This window comes from Orbaceae bacterium lpD02, assembly GCA_036251875.1.
GTDB lineage: Bacteria > Pseudomonadota > Gammaproteobacteria > Enterobacterales > Orbaceae > Orbus > Orbus sturtevantii.
Genome location: CP133960.1, coordinates 1,710,182 through 1,728,436 on the forward strand (window position 1 = coordinate 1,710,182; position 18,255 = coordinate 1,728,436).

Below are 18,255 nucleotides of genomic sequence, written 5' to 3' on the forward strand. Positions count from 1 at the left end.
ATAGCAATAATAAACTACCCGCAGAGACAAAATTTCCCACTCATAATTGGCCAGATTTTGTTATAACATAGAAAAAACTAGTTTTCCTTGCTCTACTCTGATATTTGATACGCTTTTGAATGCCAGACGTTCAAGTTGATTACTCTGATCTAATTGATATATAGGATTATGTTCAAAATATAGCTGTAATGCTTGATTAAGGTATGGCAGCAACATACCAGAACTGATAGAACCGAGACGAGAATCGATTTGATAATCGGCTATTTCAACTTGTTTTAAATAAATGGCATCTTGTTGTTTGTTTATTTCTGGCAGTGCATTCAGATGCAATTTGATGCTAACGTTTTCGGTCGCCAATGGGGTTTGAATCGACAATTGTGCAGTACCGTTTGCTGCAACTTGATTTGCTTGTTGCTGACCAATATTTAAGTTAAGTTTATTAAAATCTAACTTCATTTTAAGCATATTACTTGCATCAATACTCTGGCTATATTCAGCTAGTTTTTTTTGTAAGGCACTGTTTAGCGCCTGTTCAGATAAACTATATTGACCAATTTGCTGGCAGGCTGAAAGCAGCCCAGCTAGTAAAAGTAGTGCCATAAATAGTGATAATTGTTTCAATCGCATCATTTAACTCACCCTTAATAGTATAATTGATCAACTATTATACAAGCCTAAAAAAGTATATCTACCAATAACAAAGATAAGGTTAATCTTCTTAGATAAAAAATCAAATAATCTTAATAATCCTCGATAACACTAAAATTGCATAATAATATAGCTTAGACACAATATTGCGACCCACGATACGAATAGGTAAAATATCCTAATAGCAATCCATCAATAACAACAAATAACAGTATAAGGGTGTAAGTAATTTGCACACTGCAAGAAACACACCAAAATAGGAGACAAAACATGAAACAGATTGGAATAATTGGCGTTGGCCATTTAGGTTCAGCACTAATCAGCGGTTTGTTAAAAAGCCAATACCTTGAACCTAACAACTTATTCATCAGTGGAGGGGCAAGTAATAAAGCCCAAAAACTTGCACAGCAATTGGATTGCCATTTTTGCGCAGATAATAGTGAATTGGCTAGCAAGGTTGATATTCTAATCTTAGCCGTTATTCCCCAAATACTGCCCAACGTACTCGAACAAGTGAAATTGTCTATCAAAGCAGATACAATTATCATTTCTGTCGCATCATCGTTTACCTTAGAGCAATTCTATCAACACTTACCGCCGCACACGCCAATTGTACGTGCTATTCCAAATATTCCAAGTTCGGTATGCCAAGGTATGACGGCAATTACCCCATCAGCACAAGTTAAATCAGCACAACTTGAGCTGGTAAAACAGCTATTTCTTGCCATTGGTAAAATTATCCTAATAGAAGAAAAAAAACTAGAGATTAGTGGCACGGTTGCAGGATGCTCACCGGCTTATGTTGCACTATTTACTGAAGCCTTAGCCGATGCTGGCGTACTGGCTGGTTTATCCCGTGATGAAGCATATTTGCTTAGCAAGCAAGCTGTTTTAGGCGCCGCAAGTGTACTTTTAGAGCAAGATATGTTACCTGCACAACTTAAAGATAGTGTTAGTTCGCCAGGAGGAACCACTATTCGCGGCATAGCACAACTAGAAAAATTTGGCTTACGCAATGCCGTTATTGAAGCCGTTAAAGCTTCCGCTAAGGTTAAGGATTAACTAAAAAATGACTTTAAATGAAAAACAGCCCAACAAATTGGGCTGTGATAAAGAGATAGAACTGATTTTTTACACTAAAATAATATGTTACGAAAAAATTTTAACGAAACTATTCAAATATAAAATAAATTTTACTTAATAAATTCATCATCATTAAGCACACGCAATGGCTCCATATCACTCTCACCTTTTATCACTAACGATGGATCAGAGCGTAGACACGTTCCACCATAATGCCCACCGACAGTGAAGGTACAAACCTGCACATATTTATTAGCAACCTTTGGTAAACACCAAAGCTGTTGATAAATATTCTCTTGCTGAGCAAATTTGCCTGCTGTTTTACCTAAGACTTGTTCATCATGATTGATTAACTCGATATTATCACCGCGGCGACCACCAATCGGTTTAATCGCATAACCTTTTTCAATCAAACTGTCATTTAACTCAAAGGTTGCTTCCAATAAATAACGGTGATTAGGGAATAATGACCAAAGTACCGGTAAAATGGCTTTATTACTGGGAATAACTGTCCATAAAGGCTCAAATACATTAACCTCAGGTCGTAATAAAACATCAATTAAACGCACTTGGTTGTCAGGATGCCCTGTCCTGATTGGTGGCGCAAAAAATTGTGTTTCACCATCTTGCTGCAATTGCTCTATCACTGTCTCCCATGCCCAAGTCTTCCAAACACAGTTGATACTTCTATTGTCAGTATCAACTAATTGGCCCCGCCGATCCCAGTGCAAATCATCTAAGCCATGCAAAATTTTACTCTCAAAACCGGCTTGCGTGAGTGCTTTTTGCATAAATAAAGCGTGATAATTTTCTTCACTATCATTATCTTGCATAATATGGACAAAAGGTTTGGCATCACTATGTTTCCACGCTTCAGTTAACACATCAATCAATCCATCACCAGGGTTAGTTCCGGCAGTTAGCCCGCCTTGTGCGGCCCATTTTTGTAAAATAATGCCCGTTTCGGTATGGCAAGATGCTGAATCAGCATTGTATTCATACACTTTTAATCCTCGTTCATCCATACAAAAATCTAATCGGCCTGTAATCATCTGATAGCGACGCATCTTCCACGATAGGCGGATTCGTGGCCACAGCATTTCTGGTACGTTAAAAGTGCGTAGTAATTTATCATCTTTTAATACCCGGTCAGTTGCATGCAAGTACATCAGATGCAACTCATTTGTCGCCCGAATAAGCTCTTGTTGCGCGCTCTCAGAGAGAGTGAAATATTGATAAGGATTATCGTGGTTCACATTATGACCACTAGCCATAACGTAAGCTTGCTCTAACGGATCGTTTTCGTTAAGCCATTTACCAGCAAATTGACCATTATTCGGTATTTGACGTTGATGAATAGGTCTAAGCTCTAACGGTGTTGTTGGCTGCTCTAAACTATCAGTGGGATCAGCGGTTTGTATCATCCATCCTAAAATAACCGTATCCGTAAAAGTATCATGCAATTGATACCCTCCACTAATATAGGTTAATGGTAACTCCCTCGTCCACTGCTGGCCGGCCGGTAAATGTGTATGTAAGACATTTTGTTCAACAATCCGAACTTTATCAGCTAAAACTTCAGTTATAATTGCGACATGACCGGTTCGTTTAAAGATCCCCGCTTCCTGCCAAACTAATAACGCGCCAGCTATAGGCTCTTTTTTTCCCCCATTTGCGAACGCTTGTAAAGGCAATAACTCTTCATCAACCACGTGACGTAAAATACGTAGCGAAAAAATTTCATGCGCCATGCCTACATCGGTAAATACGACGCCATAATTAAGGTATAAAAATCGTCTTGCAAATTCAACGCATTGCCACTTATACCCCATATATTCATGACCGATATAGCTACGAAAAGAAGCATCATCAGGATAATCGTCTTTATTTACTGAGCTATAATCAGAAGAGTAGATAGCAACACCGCCCGGCGCATAGCCTAGCAAAGTACCAAATGGCTCATTTTGTTCAGTTATATCTACCGGCATCGTGTTACCTTACATTAATGCTAAAAAAATCAATTCACTATCATATTCCAATTTATTATCTAACTCTAGATTAAAGAAAATTAATTAAACAATTTTATCGCGTTTGCTATTATCATAGCCGAGCTTAAAGGGTATGATAGTAAAACGATTCCCTCATATTAATATACACCATGCATGAGCTTACCCTATGCTACCAAACTTATGAAATGGTAGAGCAAAAAGCTAAAGCAATCGGGGCAAAACGAATTAATGCCATCTGGTTAGAAATTGGCGCACTTTCATGTGTTGAGATTGAGGCGATTAATTTTTGTTTTGAGCTCGTCTGTAAAGATACAATGGCTGAAAACTGTAAAATACATATCCATCAGCAACCCGCTAAAGCTTGGTGTGATGACTGCCAACAAAAAATAAATATTGATAATGTATTTATCCCCGAATGTAATTTATGCGGTAACGGTAATATTATTGTCGATGCAGACGATAAAGTATGGGTAAAAAAAATCCAAGTTGACTGATATTGTTATGCTATACTCGGTACTACGTAATAGGTAATAAGTAATAAGTACCCAATAAAAGCTAAAATTTATAAGAACAAATAGACCCATAAATTGATGAAATCATCTCTTTAAATCAATACATAAAAATATACCGATAAACGTGTTAGCTAATAATCCGTTAATTAGCCTATCGTTGTGTGTTACACGATAAAGAGAATAAATGAGGAGTACAATGCTATGTGTGTTACTTGTGGCTGTGATTCAGGACCTCAATCCGATGATGTTACTAATAAAGATATCAATAAAAATAAACCTTATATAATCGAGCATCACTACCACCATCAAGGCGATGTTCATCATCATTATCACTATTATGAGAGTGACAGCAAAATTAGACTCAACAAGCAACATGAACATGAACATGAACATGAACATGAACATGAACATGAACACGATACAGCAAATGCGAATAAAGCCTCACGGTTAATTGCCATAGAGCAGCATGTTTTAGCCAAAAATGATCATGTCGCGCAACACAATGCCCAACACTTTAGTGAACATAATATTCTTACGTTAAATCTTATGTCTAGCCCCGGTTCTGGCAAAACAACCCTACTCACCGAAACATTAAACCGCATTAAAACCAAAACGGACTGTTTTGTTATCGAAGGTGATCAACAAACCAATAATGATGCACAAAGAATTAGCGCGACAGGTATTGCCGTTATCCAAGTCAATACGGGTAAAGGTTGTCATTTGGATGCAGAGATGGTACATAAAGCCTTGCATGAGCTAGCGCCGACAAATAATAGTATTTTATTTATTGAGAATGTGGGTAATTTAGTCTGCCCGGCAAGCTTTAACTTAGGTGAAAAAAACAGAGTTGTCGTCATTTCAGTAACCGAAGGCGATGATAAACCGCTTAAATATCCTCATATGTTTGTTGCTGCCGATTTAATGATTATCAACAAAATCGATCTGCTGCCTTATGTTGATTTTGACATTGACGCCTGCATTGCGAATGCAAAGCAAATTAATTCCAACTTAACGACCATTAGCTTGTCATGTAAAACAGGTGAAGGCCTCCGTGAGTGGTTAGCTTGGTTGGAGGCACAACAGTGTGTATAGGGATCCCTTGCCAGATTGTGAGCATCGATAATCATGCACCTAACATTGCAATTGCAGAAGTGAACGGTATTGGCCGTCAGATTGATATTTCACTAGTTGCCAATAGCAATAACCCCATCACAGTCGGTCAATGGGTTTTAGTGCATGTTGGTTTTGCGATGAGCATATTAGATGAAGATGAAGCAAAACACACATTATCTATCCTTAATGCTATGCAAGAAGAAGAGCCTGATGTTAGTGTGTTATTCATAGGGAAGGAGTAACTTTGAAATGCAGTTTATTGATGAATTTAGAGATCCTAATGCAGTCAAATTACTATTAAATAAAATTAATGCATTAGTTAAACAAACTCAGTTTACCCAAGATTCACCGCTCAATATTATGGAAGTGTGTGGCGGCCATACTCACGCTATTTTCAAGTTTGGCCTAGACAGATTATTACCGCCTGAAATCAATTTTATACATGGACCGGGTTGCCCTGTTTGCGTACTGCCAATGGGACGGATTGACACTTGCATTGATATTGCCAAGCTGCCCGATGTCATATTTTGTACATTCGGTGATGCAATGCGAGTTCCCGGTCAGCAAGGTTCGTTACTCGCGACGAGGGGACAAGGCTACGATATTCGGATTATTTACTCTCCTCTTGATGCCTTAACGTTAGCAAAACGTAATCCCCAAAAGCAGATCGTTCTCTTTGGGTTAGGTTTTGAGACAACAATGCCAGGGATTGCTTTAACCATACAGCAAGCCAAGCAACAACAGCTAACTAATTTTAGCTTATTGTGCCAACACATCTCCATTATACCAACATTAAAAGCCCTATTAACATTACCAAATATCAAAATTGATGCCTTTTTAGGGCCAGGCCATCTTAGTATGATAATTGGCGTTAAACCTTATCAATTCATCAGTGAAAATTATGCTAAGCCGGTAGTCATCAGTGGGTTCGAACCGGTTGACATGTTGCAAAGTGTGGTGATGATTTTAATGCAATTGATAAGGCAGCAATACTTGGTAGAAAACCAATATCGACGAATTGTTGCTGACCAAGGTAATTTGCTTGCACAAGCCGTAATCAAACAAGTGTTTACCCTACAAGGTAATGATGAATGGCGTGGGCTGGGTGAAATATTAGGTTCTGGCGTTCGTTTGAGTAAAGAGTATCAAGAATTTGATGCTGAATTGCGTTTTAATACTAAACACTACTCGCATCAAGATGATCCTAACGCCCGTTGTGGGGACGTGTTAACGGGCCGTAGCAAACCGATTAATTGTCCTCTTTTCGGTAAAAAATGTACGCCTCAGTCGGCCTATGGCGCTTTAATGGTGTCATCCGAAGGAGCCTGCGCAGCTTACTATCAATATCGACAAGGTGACCTTATATGCTAAAAACAATTTCGCTTGCTCATGGCGGTGGCGGCCTCGCCTCAACACAATTGATTGAGCAGGTTTTTATGCGGGCTTTTAATAATCCGTTCTTACAAACACATGAAGATCAGGCCAAAATAGCGCTAACCGAATTAACTCAATTAGGTAATCGTTTAGCCTTTAGTACGGATAGCTACGTTATCGATCCGATTTTTTTTCCTGGTGGCGATATTGGCAAGTTAGCGGTATGCGGGACGGTTAATGATCTCGCTGTCGGCGGCGCAATTCCACTTTATTTATCGTGCGGGTTTATTATCGAGGAAGGGTTACCACTTGATACCTTGCAAAATATTGTTAATAGCATGGCGCAAACCGCCAAAGATGCAGGTGTAACAATCATAACCGGCGATACCAAAGTCGTTCCTCACGGCGCGGCAGATAAAATATTTATTAATACCGCCGGAATTGGCACGATCCCTACTCACGTTAATTGGGGTATGACTCATATCAAAAAAGGCGACAAGATTATTGTTAGCGGCACCGTTGGTGATCATGGTGCCACCATTTTAAACATAAGGGAAAAGCTCGGCCTAATTGGTGCCCTGTCAAGTGACTGCGCACCACTTTACCAGTTAATCCGTCAGCTACATGCAATTGAAGGTGTACGAGCATTAAGAGATGCAACTCGAGGAGGCGTAAATGCGGTATTGCATGAATTTATGCAGGGTAGTGGCTTAGGGATGCAAATCAAAGAAAGCGAGCTACCTTTGCAGCCTACAGTAAGAGGACTATGTGAATTATTAGGTTTAGATCCACTTAATTTCGCCAATGAAGGTAAAGTGGTTATCGTTGTCTCGCCTGACTGTGAGCAACGAGTACTACAACTACTACATAGCCATCCACTCGGTATTAATGCTTGCGTAATCGGTGAAGTTGTTGCCAAAAAACAGGTTACCTTGCAAGGACTCTATGGTATTGAACGGTTATTAGATTTACCACATAACGAACCATTACCCCGTATTTGTTAAGGTCATCAATGGCAATTGATAATGGTATTGCGATCCGCATAAAAGGCAAGGTTCAAGGGGTTGGCTTTCGTCCCTTTGTTTGGCAATTAGCTAAACGCTATCGTTTAATTGGCCACGTTTATAATGATACCTCTGGCGTTTTAATCAGGCTTTGGCACGATAAAAATATCGACCAGTTTTTGCAAGCCTTAACCGACGAATTACCCACACTAGCCAGAATCGATGAAATCGACTGTAATCATTATCACTGGCAATGCCAGCCAGAGACTTTTACCATCATGGCTAGCCAACTGGATGTCATCGACACATTAATTGTACCCGATGCCGCAACTTGCCATAAATGCTTGCTGGAGCTAGAAGATCCAAAAGATAGGCGCTTTCACTATCCTTTTACTAATTGCACCCATTGTGGCCCACGGTTTACGATTATTAACAGTATTCCATACGATAGAGCCAATACTTCAATGCACGGCTTTAAACTATGTGAAAAATGCCAAAAAGAGTACAACGATCCCGCGGATCGTCGCTTTCATGCTCAGCCAACCGCTTGCCCTATTTGTGGTCCCAAAATATGGTGCGCAAATGCCGAAGGAGTATCGCTTGCTCAAGAAGAGGCGGCTTTAGATTTAGTTATTAACTTTTTACGGCAAGGCAAAATAGTAGCCATAAAAAACCTCGGAGGCTTTCATCTGGTGTGCGATGCTCAGCGAGCAAGCGCGGTTAATTTACTGCGTAAACGAAAAAACCGCCCGCATCAACCTTTTGCGGTGATGATCCCAAATATTGATTGGTTAGAGGTGTGCGCAGATCCTTCGGCCAATTTCACGGCCATTAAACACGCTTTAACCAGTATAGCGGCACCAATTGTGTTACTTCAAGCAAAGCAAGATATCCCTATTGATCAGGCTGTTTTTCCTGATCTTAATGACATTGGTTTAATGCTAGCCGCTAATCCCTTACAGCATTTACTTGCCAAAAAATACGCACGACCGCTAGTGATGACATCGGCAAATGCCAACGATCAACCTCCAGTTTTAGATAACCAAAAAGCGTTGACTGAATTAGCTGGATTAGCAGATTATTGGCTTTTGCATGATCGGACGATTGTTCAGCGGGCTGATGATTCAGTTATTCGCCATCATCCACAAGGTATTGAAATAATTAGGCGTTCTAGAGGTTACGTGCCCGATACATTAGCATTACCGAGCGTATTCAAAAATACGCCGCCAATATTAGCTTTAGGAGCCGATCTTAAAAATACATTCTGTCTCATCAATAAACAAAAAGCATTGGTCAGCCAACATTTAGGTGATCTCACTTCAATTAATGCAATAAAACAGTGGCAAGAGGCCGTTGCAAAATGGCTCGACTTATATCAACCATCCTTAAGCTACATTGTAGCAGATGCCCATCCAAGTTATGTTAGCCATCAATACGCCAACCAACTCGGTCAACAATTGAATATTCCCGTTATAACAACACTACACCATCATGCACATCTGGTCTCATGTTTAGCTGAGCATAACTATCCACTTGATGATCCACAAGTCATCGGTTTAGTCCTTGATGGGTTAGGCTATGGTAAAAATGGTGAACTATGGGGGGGAGAATGCGTACTATTTGACTATCGACAATGTCATAAATTAGGCGGGTTGCCTGCTACCCCAATGCCTGGCGGAGATTTAGCCGCTCATCAACCTTGGCGAAACTTATTAGCTCACTGTCTTAACTTCGCGCCCCAAAAAATACCGCAATTAAGTAGCATCACTAGTATTGACCGCAATACTCTATCTTTAGTGATGCGGGGCATCAAACGGCAAATTAATAGCCCTCTTGCTTCATCAGCAGGGAGACTATTTGATGCTGTCGCCTGCGCATTAGGTATAGCTCCCGAAAAAGTGAGCTGGGAAGGAGAAGCGGCATCTAAACTTGAAGCCATCGCCAGCAATTACACAGGTGAAATCATTCCTGCATTAACGATGCCGGTAGATGAAAGTATGACCTTAGATTTAGCTTATTTTTGGCAACAGTGGTTTAATTGTAATAATAGTATAACGGCTAAGGCATACACATTTCACCACGCACTAGCAAGGGGAATGGCTGATTTAGCCAAAATAGCCAGCCAACGATATAAAAGTCGCATTATCGTGGTTAGTGGGGGTGTGTTACAAAATAAATTATTACGTAAGTTGCTATTACAATATTTAGCAGATTATACGGTTTATCTGCCGAATAATTTACCCTGTAATGATGGAGGGATCTCATTTGGTCAAGCGATTATTGCTGCCGCTACACTAAATGTAGGACCAATAACCAGTAGGTTGGATACTGATGAAATAAGCTGAGTTCGTTTAATCTCGGTTATATCACAAAAGCAGTGACAATAATTTTAATGCTATCGGCGAGTGTGATATATTACGAATATAATAATAGGCATAAAATTGATGAAAAAGAGATCATTTTGGTAAAGCAAGAGTGCTCAAAGCAACCAATCAATTTAAATACTGTTAATCAAACAATTAAAGACTGTCTTGGTAATGTGAGTGCATTGTCCAATAAATTGAGCAATGTCGATCAAATCAATATTATAGTTGAATTGCTTAATCTCGATATAACAATTATGGCGATGATTAATTGCCGCTCTGGTGAAACGTGCTTACAACATGTAAAACGACACGCTGATACCACCGTTAGTTTAGTGGCTAATCAAATTAACTATTACAACAAAATATCACCTAAACCTAATTTTAATGATAACCCAGCACCATTTTACCAAAACGAGTATTGCACTTATCACCTTCCTTTATATTGTGATGCCAATCTACGTTCTGCTATCGAATTTATTAATACATCAAACCAAGATTTTAATGCAACAGATATTATCAATTTTAGCCAAATTGCGGGTTTAATTGAAAATATTTTTAAGGGCTTTTCAATTATACAGGATCTAAGGCAAGAAAATATCGCGTTACACAAAGCGCATCTTGAAGACCATATTTTAGTCGATATAACAAATATCATCGTCTCTAATCACGATTTAGGTACCCTAATCCAGTTATTGTCTAGAGCAATTATTGATTTCTTTGCTCTCGATTATATCGGTTTTATCCTACCCTCCGATAACAAACCAGATCTTACCTCGTTTTATTCAATCTACAATACGATAAAGCCACAGGTTAAAACGACTTGCACACCAAGCAAGCAAGATGTATTGCTCAACCGACTATTTGCATTAAACGAACCGACATTATTTGACATTGATTCGCTATATCAAGCGCATGCTGATATCGATTATCTTGCAAATTGGCAAGAGCATTGTTTGACCGTTCTCTTTTGTATTCCATTAGCATTCAATAATCGAGAAAAAGGCTTATTACTATTAGCTCATAAAAATAATCAATTATTCACGAATGAAAATATTAAGCTATTTCAGCATATTGCCGATAGAATTATTGTTGCTATTAATAATATCCAAGTCTATAAAGATATAAATGCCTTAAATAATTCCTTAACAAATCAGAATTTATATCTCACCGAAGAGATTAAATCGATTGATATGTTTAAAGAAATCATCGGTTCGAGTCCAGCTATCAGGCGTGTTTTTGAACAAGTCGAAATGGTTGCTAAAAGTAATAGCTCAGTGCTATTACTTGGTGAAACAGGAACGGGCAAAGAATTATTTGCAAGGGCGATTCATCAATATAGCTTGCGCAATGATAAAAGGATGATCAAAATAAATTGCTCGGCTGTACCTGCAAATTTACTAGAAAGTGAACTTTTCGGTCATGAAAAAGGCGCATTTACTGGTGCAACAGCGCAGCGAATTGGCCGCTTCGAGTTAGCACAAGGCAGCACTTTACTGCTTGACGAGATTGGTGATATTCCATTGGAATTGCAACCAAAATTATTGCGAGTCCTACAAGAAAAAGAGATTGAACGTCTTGGTAGCAATAAATCGATCACCGTTGATGTACGAGTTATCTCTGCCACTAATTGCGATTTAGCGCAAATGATTAGTGATAAACGCTTTAGAGCAGATCTATTTTATCGCCTAAACGTGTTCCCGATTATTATTCCACCGTTGCGGGAGCGCGAAGGCGATATTCCATTATTAGTCCAGTTTTTTATTGAAAAATTTTCCCGACAAATAAAGCGAAATATTAATAGTATTGCATCACAATCGTTAAAATTAATGTGTGATTATCATTGGCCAGGTAATATTCGTGAGCTTGCCAATGTTATTGAGCGTGCAGTGATCATAAATAAAGGGCAAACACTGCATATTAATCGTTCATTTTTGAGTTTTGATGATAAATACGAATCATCAAATCTCGCTAAGACGATTAGTGGCGATAATACACCTCAATTCTCGCAGCCAATGAACGCTTCTCATGATGATCAGCTTAGACAACAAATCATAAAAATTTTGAAAGAGACTAATGGGGTTGTCGCCGGTCCCCGTGGTGCAGCTAACCGATTAAATATAAAACGCACCACGCTATTATCTCGCATGCAACGTTTAGGAATTTCAGCAAAAGATATCTGTCTTGAAGAATAAACTATTGGATTATTTAATATGCAATTATCACAGATTATGCAAGTAGAAAAGTGGTTAAGTTTAACAGAAATTCAGCCTTATCATGTTAAGCTCAGCCGCCCTATTGTTAGCGAAATTATTAAGTGGCAAATCGACCAATACCGTGAATTTATCATTAGAAATAACTTATCGGTGGATAATATACGCTTATTAAGCAATATTATTATCGCGTTAGAAAATGAATGCTTAAAGTGCCTGCAACCAGTTATTAATGCCACGGGCATTATTGTTCACACTAATTTGGGGCGTTCACCTTTGCCTAAAATGGTATGGGATAATGCATCAGATGCCATGTGTCGATACTCCAACCTTGAGTTAAATTTGCATAATGGTAAACGCGGTGATCGTATGGGTATATTGCCAACTATGCTTAATCGCTATTTTGGTGGTGAGTCAGCTTTGCTGGTCAATAATAATGCCGCAGCCATACATCTTATCTTAAAAGCCTTTGCACAAGGAAAAGAAGTTATTGTTTCGCGAGGCGAACAAGTTCAAATTGGGGGGGGATTTCGTATCCCTGAGATTTTAGCCGAGTCAGGCGCTATTTTACGTGATGTTGGCACGACCAATATCACCACCGTTGATGATTATCTAGATGCGATAACAGATAATACTTCGATGGTATTAATCGTTCATCAATCAAATTACTATATCGAAGGCTTTAGTAAACAAGCTGATATTATACAGTTAGCTCAAAAGTTACCTAAACACATTTTATTGGTGGTAGATCAAGGATCGGGTAATCAGCTTAACGGCATCAGTGGCGAAAAAACAGTCTCTCACTATCTAAAAGCGGGCGCCCACCTTGTCTGCTTTTCTGGCGATAAAATATTAGGTGGCCCTCAATCTGGCATTATTTTAGGTCAAAAATCAATAATCAACACCCTAGTCAAACATCCGATGATGCGAGTGTTTAGACCAGGTAAAGAGACTTATATTTTATTGGAAAAACTATTAATTCATTATCTAAATAAAGATAATGACGTCATGAGTAGAGTACAAACAGTATTAAATCACCCACTTGAGTGGCATAAAGAACGAGCTGAGCAGATTGCAATAATCGCCCCTAACCAATTAACTTTAATTAATGAAAAATATTTAATTGGTGGAGGTACAACCCCTAAAGCACAATTTGATACCTGGGCAATTGAAGTAAAAATTGCCATAAATCCGCATTTAATTATTGAACAATTGCGCAATAATAAGCCTTCGATTATCGCAACAATCAAAAAAGATAAGGTTATCATTTACCCAGTAACCTTATTTGATGATGAACTCGAAAGAGTAAAAAAAGTATTACAGCAAATACTCGCTAACTAAAAAGTAAGGGAATCACGATGAAAATTACCGTACTAATCACATCAAATAATATTGAAAAAGCGTGGAATGCGCTGCGCTTAATGAATACATTTTTGGCGATGGAGCACCAAGTATCCGCCTTTCTAATTAATGGTGGTGTTGAAACCGAATTTATCGATCATCAATTATTTGATATTCAAAAAAATTGGCAATTATTCTTTGAGCGTGGCGGCATAGCAACCAGTTGTGGCACGTGCTTAGATTTTCGCAAATTAACTGATCGCGTGCAAAAAAATACTATTGGTAATTTAATCGATTGCGCTAATTTAGTTGAGAATGCGGATAAAGTGCTAACATTTTGAATTTATAATACGTAATCCTTCTGACTGATTTAAACAAAATTTTTAATGAATAATCTTGTGGTTTGCAATAAAAAAGATAACAATAGCAACGTTATTATATACTATTTTATGTATGGAAGTTGATGTGATCTGGTGGTCTCCTCGGTCTTCAAAACCGATGTAAGCCTATCGGCTTTGGTAGGTTCGATTCCTGCCTCTTCCGCCACTTGCTTAAATAAAAAGTAACTGGCTAATTGCTCTGAATATACAAATAAGCGTTACAATTTTACCCAGCATCATTAGTGAAAAGAAGGGATTTTAATCCCTATATTCAACGTGCTCTCTACCTTGGATATAGCAAAATTTAATGTAAACACTCACTTACTCACAAAAATTAGTAATTATTTTTAGTCATTAATCTGGTGCGATAGTTATTTAAGATGCAGCTAAGCTATCAATAGCATTTGATTGTATGGCAAAAATACCGATTTTATGGTAAAAGTATTAAATAATTCGATTTAATTATAATTTTCTAAAAAGTATCATACTCAAAACTGATATTTGCAAATAGAGCACCTAGAAAATAAAATAGTAATAAACTATATGGATAAATAATTGCAGATGTTGTTAACTAACAAACCGAAAAAATCCTATTCGTGGGCAATATTCAAACGTTTATGGCCTTATATTAAACCTTATCGTCATGCCTTAATTTTTGCAGTAATCGGGTTAGTATTAAACGCAGGCGCTGAATCTGGGTTATTAGCGCTAATTAAGCCATTACTTGATAATGGCTTAATGGATAAAGATTATTCACTCATTATCTGGATTGCGATTGGAATCGTTATACTAATTACCTTACGAGGATTAACTAACTACGCCTCAACCTATTGTTTATCTTGGGTGTCAGGAAAAGTGGTTATGACCTTTCGCCAGCAAGTCTTTTCCCATTTTATGCGCAGCCCCGTTAGTTATCATGATAAAAATTCTGTTGGTGACTCCGTTGCAATTATTACCTTTAATGCCGAAATGGTATCACAAGCCTCATCAGATGCATTAATCATCATTGTACGTGAAACGATGTATTCTGTCGGCTTGTTAACTGTGATGTTCTATGGCAGTTGGCAACTAGCACTTATTGTCCTGGTAATTATTCCGATTGTTATATTTGTAGCTAATTTTATCGCAAAAAAATTCAAAGATATTGTTAAAACTATACAGCGTTCAATTGGTACAATTACAACTGTTACCGATCAAATGCTAAAAGGTCACAAAGAAGTACTAATTTATAATGCAAAGCAACAAGAAAAAGATAATTTTAAAGATACGAGCGACGTTGTCCGTCGAGGCATGTTAAAAATAGCGGCTATATCTAGTTTATCATCGCCAATTACACAATTAATCGCAGCCGTTGGTTTAGGTATCATACTCTACATCGTAGCGCGTAGTTACATTGATATTAGCCCTGGCTCTTTCATATTAGTTTTCTCCGCCATGGTTGCCATTATGCGACCAATGCGTGAGCTGACATCTGTCCACGTTCAGCTACAACAAGGATTTATTGCTTGTGAGTCATTATTTGCCGTGCTTGATTCTCCACTAGAAAAAGATAGCGGGACGATAAACGTCGAGCGAGTAAAAGGTCATATTGAATTTAAACATGTCACTTATACTTATCCTGGTCAAAGTAACCCAGCCCTTAATGATATTAATTTTAAGATTAAAGCGGGTGAAACGATTGCCTTAGTCGGCAGATCTGGCTCAGGGAAAACGACAATCACCAGCCTGTTAGCGCGTTTTTATGATATTGAAACCGGTAGTATCATGATAGATGACATTAATATTACCGATTATACCTTAGCCTCATTACGTTCACAGATAGGCCTTGTCTCTCAGCAGGTACATCTTTTTCATGACACCGTGGCAAATAATATCGCCTATGGTCGAGAAGATTATTACACTCGAGAGCAAATTATTAATGCAGCGGAAAAAGCTAATGCCATGGACTTTATAGCGCAAATGGAACACGGACTTGATACCATCATCGGCGATAATGGTACCTTGTTATCCGGCGGACAGCGACAAAGACTAGCGATTGCCCGAGTGTTGCTAAGAGATAATCCGATTCTAATTTTAGATGAAGCTACCTCAGCACTAGATACAGAGTCAGAAATAGCCGTGCAAGCTTCATTTGATGAAGTATGCCAAAACCGTACAACACTGGTTATTGCTCATCGTTTATCAACCATTCAAAATGCAGATCGCATTTTGGTAATCGATAACGGCAAAATTATTGAGCAAGGCAACCATGAACAGCTATTAGTTAAAAATGGTATATACGCACAGATGCATCAAATACAATTTGACGGTATAGCAGGTTCATTGTTTGACGATGAAACGCTAGTTGCTGATAATAATTTAAACAGTAGTAGGACTAGTAATGAAAGTTAATCACGACAAACTCGACAACGATGTTTCAACAATTAAAACATTTAAACGATTATTACCTTATTTGGTTTCATTCAAGTTTGTTCTTGTGGTAACTATCATTTGTTTAATATTAGCTGCAACAGCTGATACATCGCTCATTTCGCTACTTAACCCGCTATTAAATAAAGGGTTTGCCGACAGTGATCGTGATTTTTTATTAATCGTACCTTTTTATATAGTAGGACTAGTATTTTTACGGGGACTGACTAACTATATATCTTCTTATTGCTTAACCTATGTATCAGGTAAGGTTGTAACTAAGATTCGCCAACAACTCTTTAACCATTTAGTTGAATCACCAACGAGTTTTTTTGATCAAAGCTCAACGGGTAAATTACTGTCGCGTATTACTTATGATACCCAACAAGTCGCTTCTGCCACATCGAGTTCATTAATTACCATCGTTCGTGAAACAGCATTTATCATTGGCTTAATTACAACAATGTTTTTAAATAGTTGGCAGCTATCGCTGGCATTAATTATTGTTGCCCCTATTGTTATTACATTGATTGCCTTTATTTCTACTCGTTTTCGCAAATTAGCAAAAAATATGCAGAACTCAATGGGTGGAGTTAGCGCTTCGGTAGAGCAAATGCTTAAAGGTCATAAAGACATTATTATTTTCGGTTCGCAAAAGGTTGAAGACCAAAATTTTATAAAGGCAAGCAACCATTTTAGACGCAGCGGTATGCGGATGGTTACAATAACAGCGCTATCCACACCGCTGATTCAAGTGGTTATTGCATTTGCTATTGCATTTATGCTCTTTATGGCGGCAAATCCAGACCTTGATATCTCTCCTGGGGCATTTACTGTTGTATTCTCATCAATGGTTGCACTTATGCAACCAATAAAAAACCTTACTAATGTTAATGCTCAGTTTCAAAAAGGAATGGCAGCCTGCCAAACGCTATTTGCAATCTTTGATTTGCCTACCGAAAAAGATGAAGGCGATTTAAATATTGAGAGGGTAAAAGGTAACATCGACTTTGAACACGTTACGTTTACTTATCCAACCCGCCAACAACCCGCGTTAAATAATATTAATTTTTCCATCGCGGCAGGTAAAACAATCGCTTTAGTTGGTCGTTCAGGTTCTGGCAAATCTACTATTGCAAGCCTAATGATGCGTTTTTATGATCTCGAGCAAGGTGCTATTCTACTCGATGGTCATAATATTAAAGATTACACTTTATATAGTTTAAGAGAACAAATTGGCTTCGTGTCACAAAATGTTCACTTATTTAACGATACCATCGCCAATAACATTACTTATGGCTGTAGTGAAAAATTTACTCGACAGCAAATTGAGCAAGCAACTCGTCATGCTAACGCTTATGATTTCATCATGAAAATGGAAAACGGTTTTGATACATGGGTTGGCGAAAATGGCGCTCTGCTTTCTGGTGGACAGCGGCAGCGTATTGCAATAGCTCGTGCACTATTAAGGAATAGTCCTATTTTGATTCTAGATGAAGCAACATCCGCACTTGATACTGAATCAGAAAGAGCAATCCAACAAGCGTTAGAAGAGCTGCAAAAAAATCGAACATCAATCGTGATCGCTCATCGTTTATCAACCATTGAAAAAGCGGATGAAATTCTTGTTATTGATAATGGTAATATTCTAGAACACGGTAATCATCAACAACTATTAAGAAAAAATGGGGTATATGCCAAGTTATACAACTCGGGAATGCCTATTAATTAATGGCAATACATTTATCTCCACTTTAATAGAGAGCCCTGTCAACCTGCTAGGTACTAAATTAACCTGCACTAAGT

Annotated in this window: 14 protein-coding genes and 1 tRNA gene; 13 read left to right on the forward strand and 2 right to left on the reverse strand. The window is 38.2% G+C overall.

The features are described 5' to 3' along the window. Positions 1–60: 60 nt before the first annotated feature. Positions 61–630, reverse strand: coding sequence for a DUF1439 domain-containing protein (locus RHO12_07430; GenBank protein WVD65221.1), 570 nt, complete (start codon positions 628–630; stop codon positions 61–63). Positions 631–918: 288 nt separating this feature from the next. On the opposite strand from RHO12_07430, the gene proC reads away from it, so the two are divergent. Then, positions 919–1,710: a pyrroline-5-carboxylate reductase gene (proC, locus tag RHO12_07435; GenBank protein WVD65222.1), complete on the forward strand. Its 792-nt coding sequence runs from the start codon at positions 919–921 to the stop codon at positions 1,708–1,710. Between the two features lie 131 nt (positions 1,711–1,841). Here proC and gss read toward each other — a convergent pair whose 3' ends face one another. Continuing rightward, positions 1,842–3,719 (reverse strand): bifunctional glutathionylspermidine amidase/synthase, encoded by a 1,878-nt coding sequence (gene gss / locus RHO12_07440; protein WVD65223.1) that lies wholly within the window; start codon positions 3,717–3,719, stop codon positions 1,842–1,844. A gap of 170 nt (positions 3,720–3,889) precedes the next feature. Here gss and hypA point away from each other — a divergent pair, with 170 nt between their 5' ends. The 12 genes from hypA (at position 3,890) to msbA (RHO12_07500) (ending at position 18,181) form a co-directional block, all read left to right on the forward strand. Continuing rightward, positions 3,890–4,234 (forward strand): hydrogenase maturation nickel metallochaperone HypA, encoded by a 345-nt coding sequence (hypA, locus tag RHO12_07445; GenBank protein WVD65224.1) that lies wholly within the window; start codon positions 3,890–3,892, stop codon positions 4,232–4,234. Between the two features lie 219 nt (positions 4,235–4,453). Continuing rightward, positions 4,454–5,344 carry a hydrogenase nickel incorporation protein HypB gene (hypB, locus tag RHO12_07450; protein ID WVD65225.1) on the forward strand — a complete coding sequence of 297 codons (891 nt, stop codon included), beginning with the start codon at positions 4,454–4,456 and terminating at the stop codon, positions 5,342–5,344. Further along, entirely contained in the window at positions 5,335–5,607 is a 273-nt protein-coding gene (gene hypC / locus RHO12_07455) for a HypC/HybG/HupF family hydrogenase formation chaperone (protein ID WVD65226.1), read from the forward strand. The genes hypB and hypC overlap by 10 nt, the downstream gene beginning before the upstream one ends. Before the next feature lie 7 nt (positions 5,608–5,614). Next, entirely contained in the window at positions 5,615–6,736 is a 1,122-nt protein-coding gene (gene hypD, locus RHO12_07460; GenBank protein WVD65227.1) for a hydrogenase formation protein HypD, read from the forward strand. Continuing rightward, positions 6,730–7,743: a hydrogenase expression/formation protein HypE gene (hypE, locus tag RHO12_07465; GenBank protein ID WVD65228.1), complete on the forward strand. Its 1,014-nt coding sequence runs from the start codon at positions 6,730–6,732 to the stop codon at positions 7,741–7,743. Before hypD ends, hypE begins: the two co-directional genes overlap by 7 nt. Before the next feature lie 8 nt (positions 7,744–7,751). After that, positions 7,752–10,088, forward strand: coding sequence for a carbamoyltransferase HypF (hypF, locus tag RHO12_07470; protein ID WVD65229.1), 2,337 nt, complete (start codon positions 7,752–7,754; stop codon positions 10,086–10,088). 116 nt (positions 10,089–10,204) lie between these two features. Beyond that, positions 10,205–12,301, forward strand: coding sequence for a sigma 54-interacting transcriptional regulator (locus RHO12_07475; protein WVD65230.1), 2,097 nt, complete (start codon positions 10,205–10,207; stop codon positions 12,299–12,301). An 18-nt stretch (positions 12,302–12,319) separates the two neighbouring features. Beyond that, positions 12,320–13,660 carry an L-seryl-tRNA(Sec) selenium transferase gene (selA, locus tag RHO12_07480; GenBank protein WVD65231.1) on the forward strand — a complete coding sequence of 447 codons (1,341 nt, stop codon included), beginning with the start codon at positions 12,320–12,322 and terminating at the stop codon, positions 13,658–13,660. A gap of 17 nt (positions 13,661–13,677) precedes the next feature. Beyond that, the gene (locus RHO12_07485) at positions 13,678–14,001 is read left to right on the forward strand and encodes a DsrE family protein (protein WVD65232.1); all 324 of its coding nucleotides are present in this window, start codon (positions 13,678–13,680) and stop codon (positions 13,999–14,001) included. A gap of 114 nt (positions 14,002–14,115) precedes the next feature. Beyond that, positions 14,116–14,206, forward strand: a tRNA-Sec gene (locus RHO12_07490). Between the two features lie 395 nt (positions 14,207–14,601). After that, a complete protein-coding gene (gene msbA / locus RHO12_07495; protein ID WVD65233.1) occupies positions 14,602–16,431 on the forward strand; it encodes a lipid A export permease/ATP-binding protein MsbA in 1,830 nt (609 codons plus the stop codon). Beyond that, entirely contained in the window at positions 16,421–18,181 is a 1,761-nt protein-coding gene (gene msbA / locus RHO12_07500; protein WVD65234.1) for a lipid A ABC transporter ATP-binding protein/permease MsbA, read from the forward strand. Before msbA (RHO12_07495) ends, msbA (RHO12_07500) begins: the two co-directional genes overlap by 11 nt. Positions 18,182–18,255: the final 74 nt, after the last annotated feature.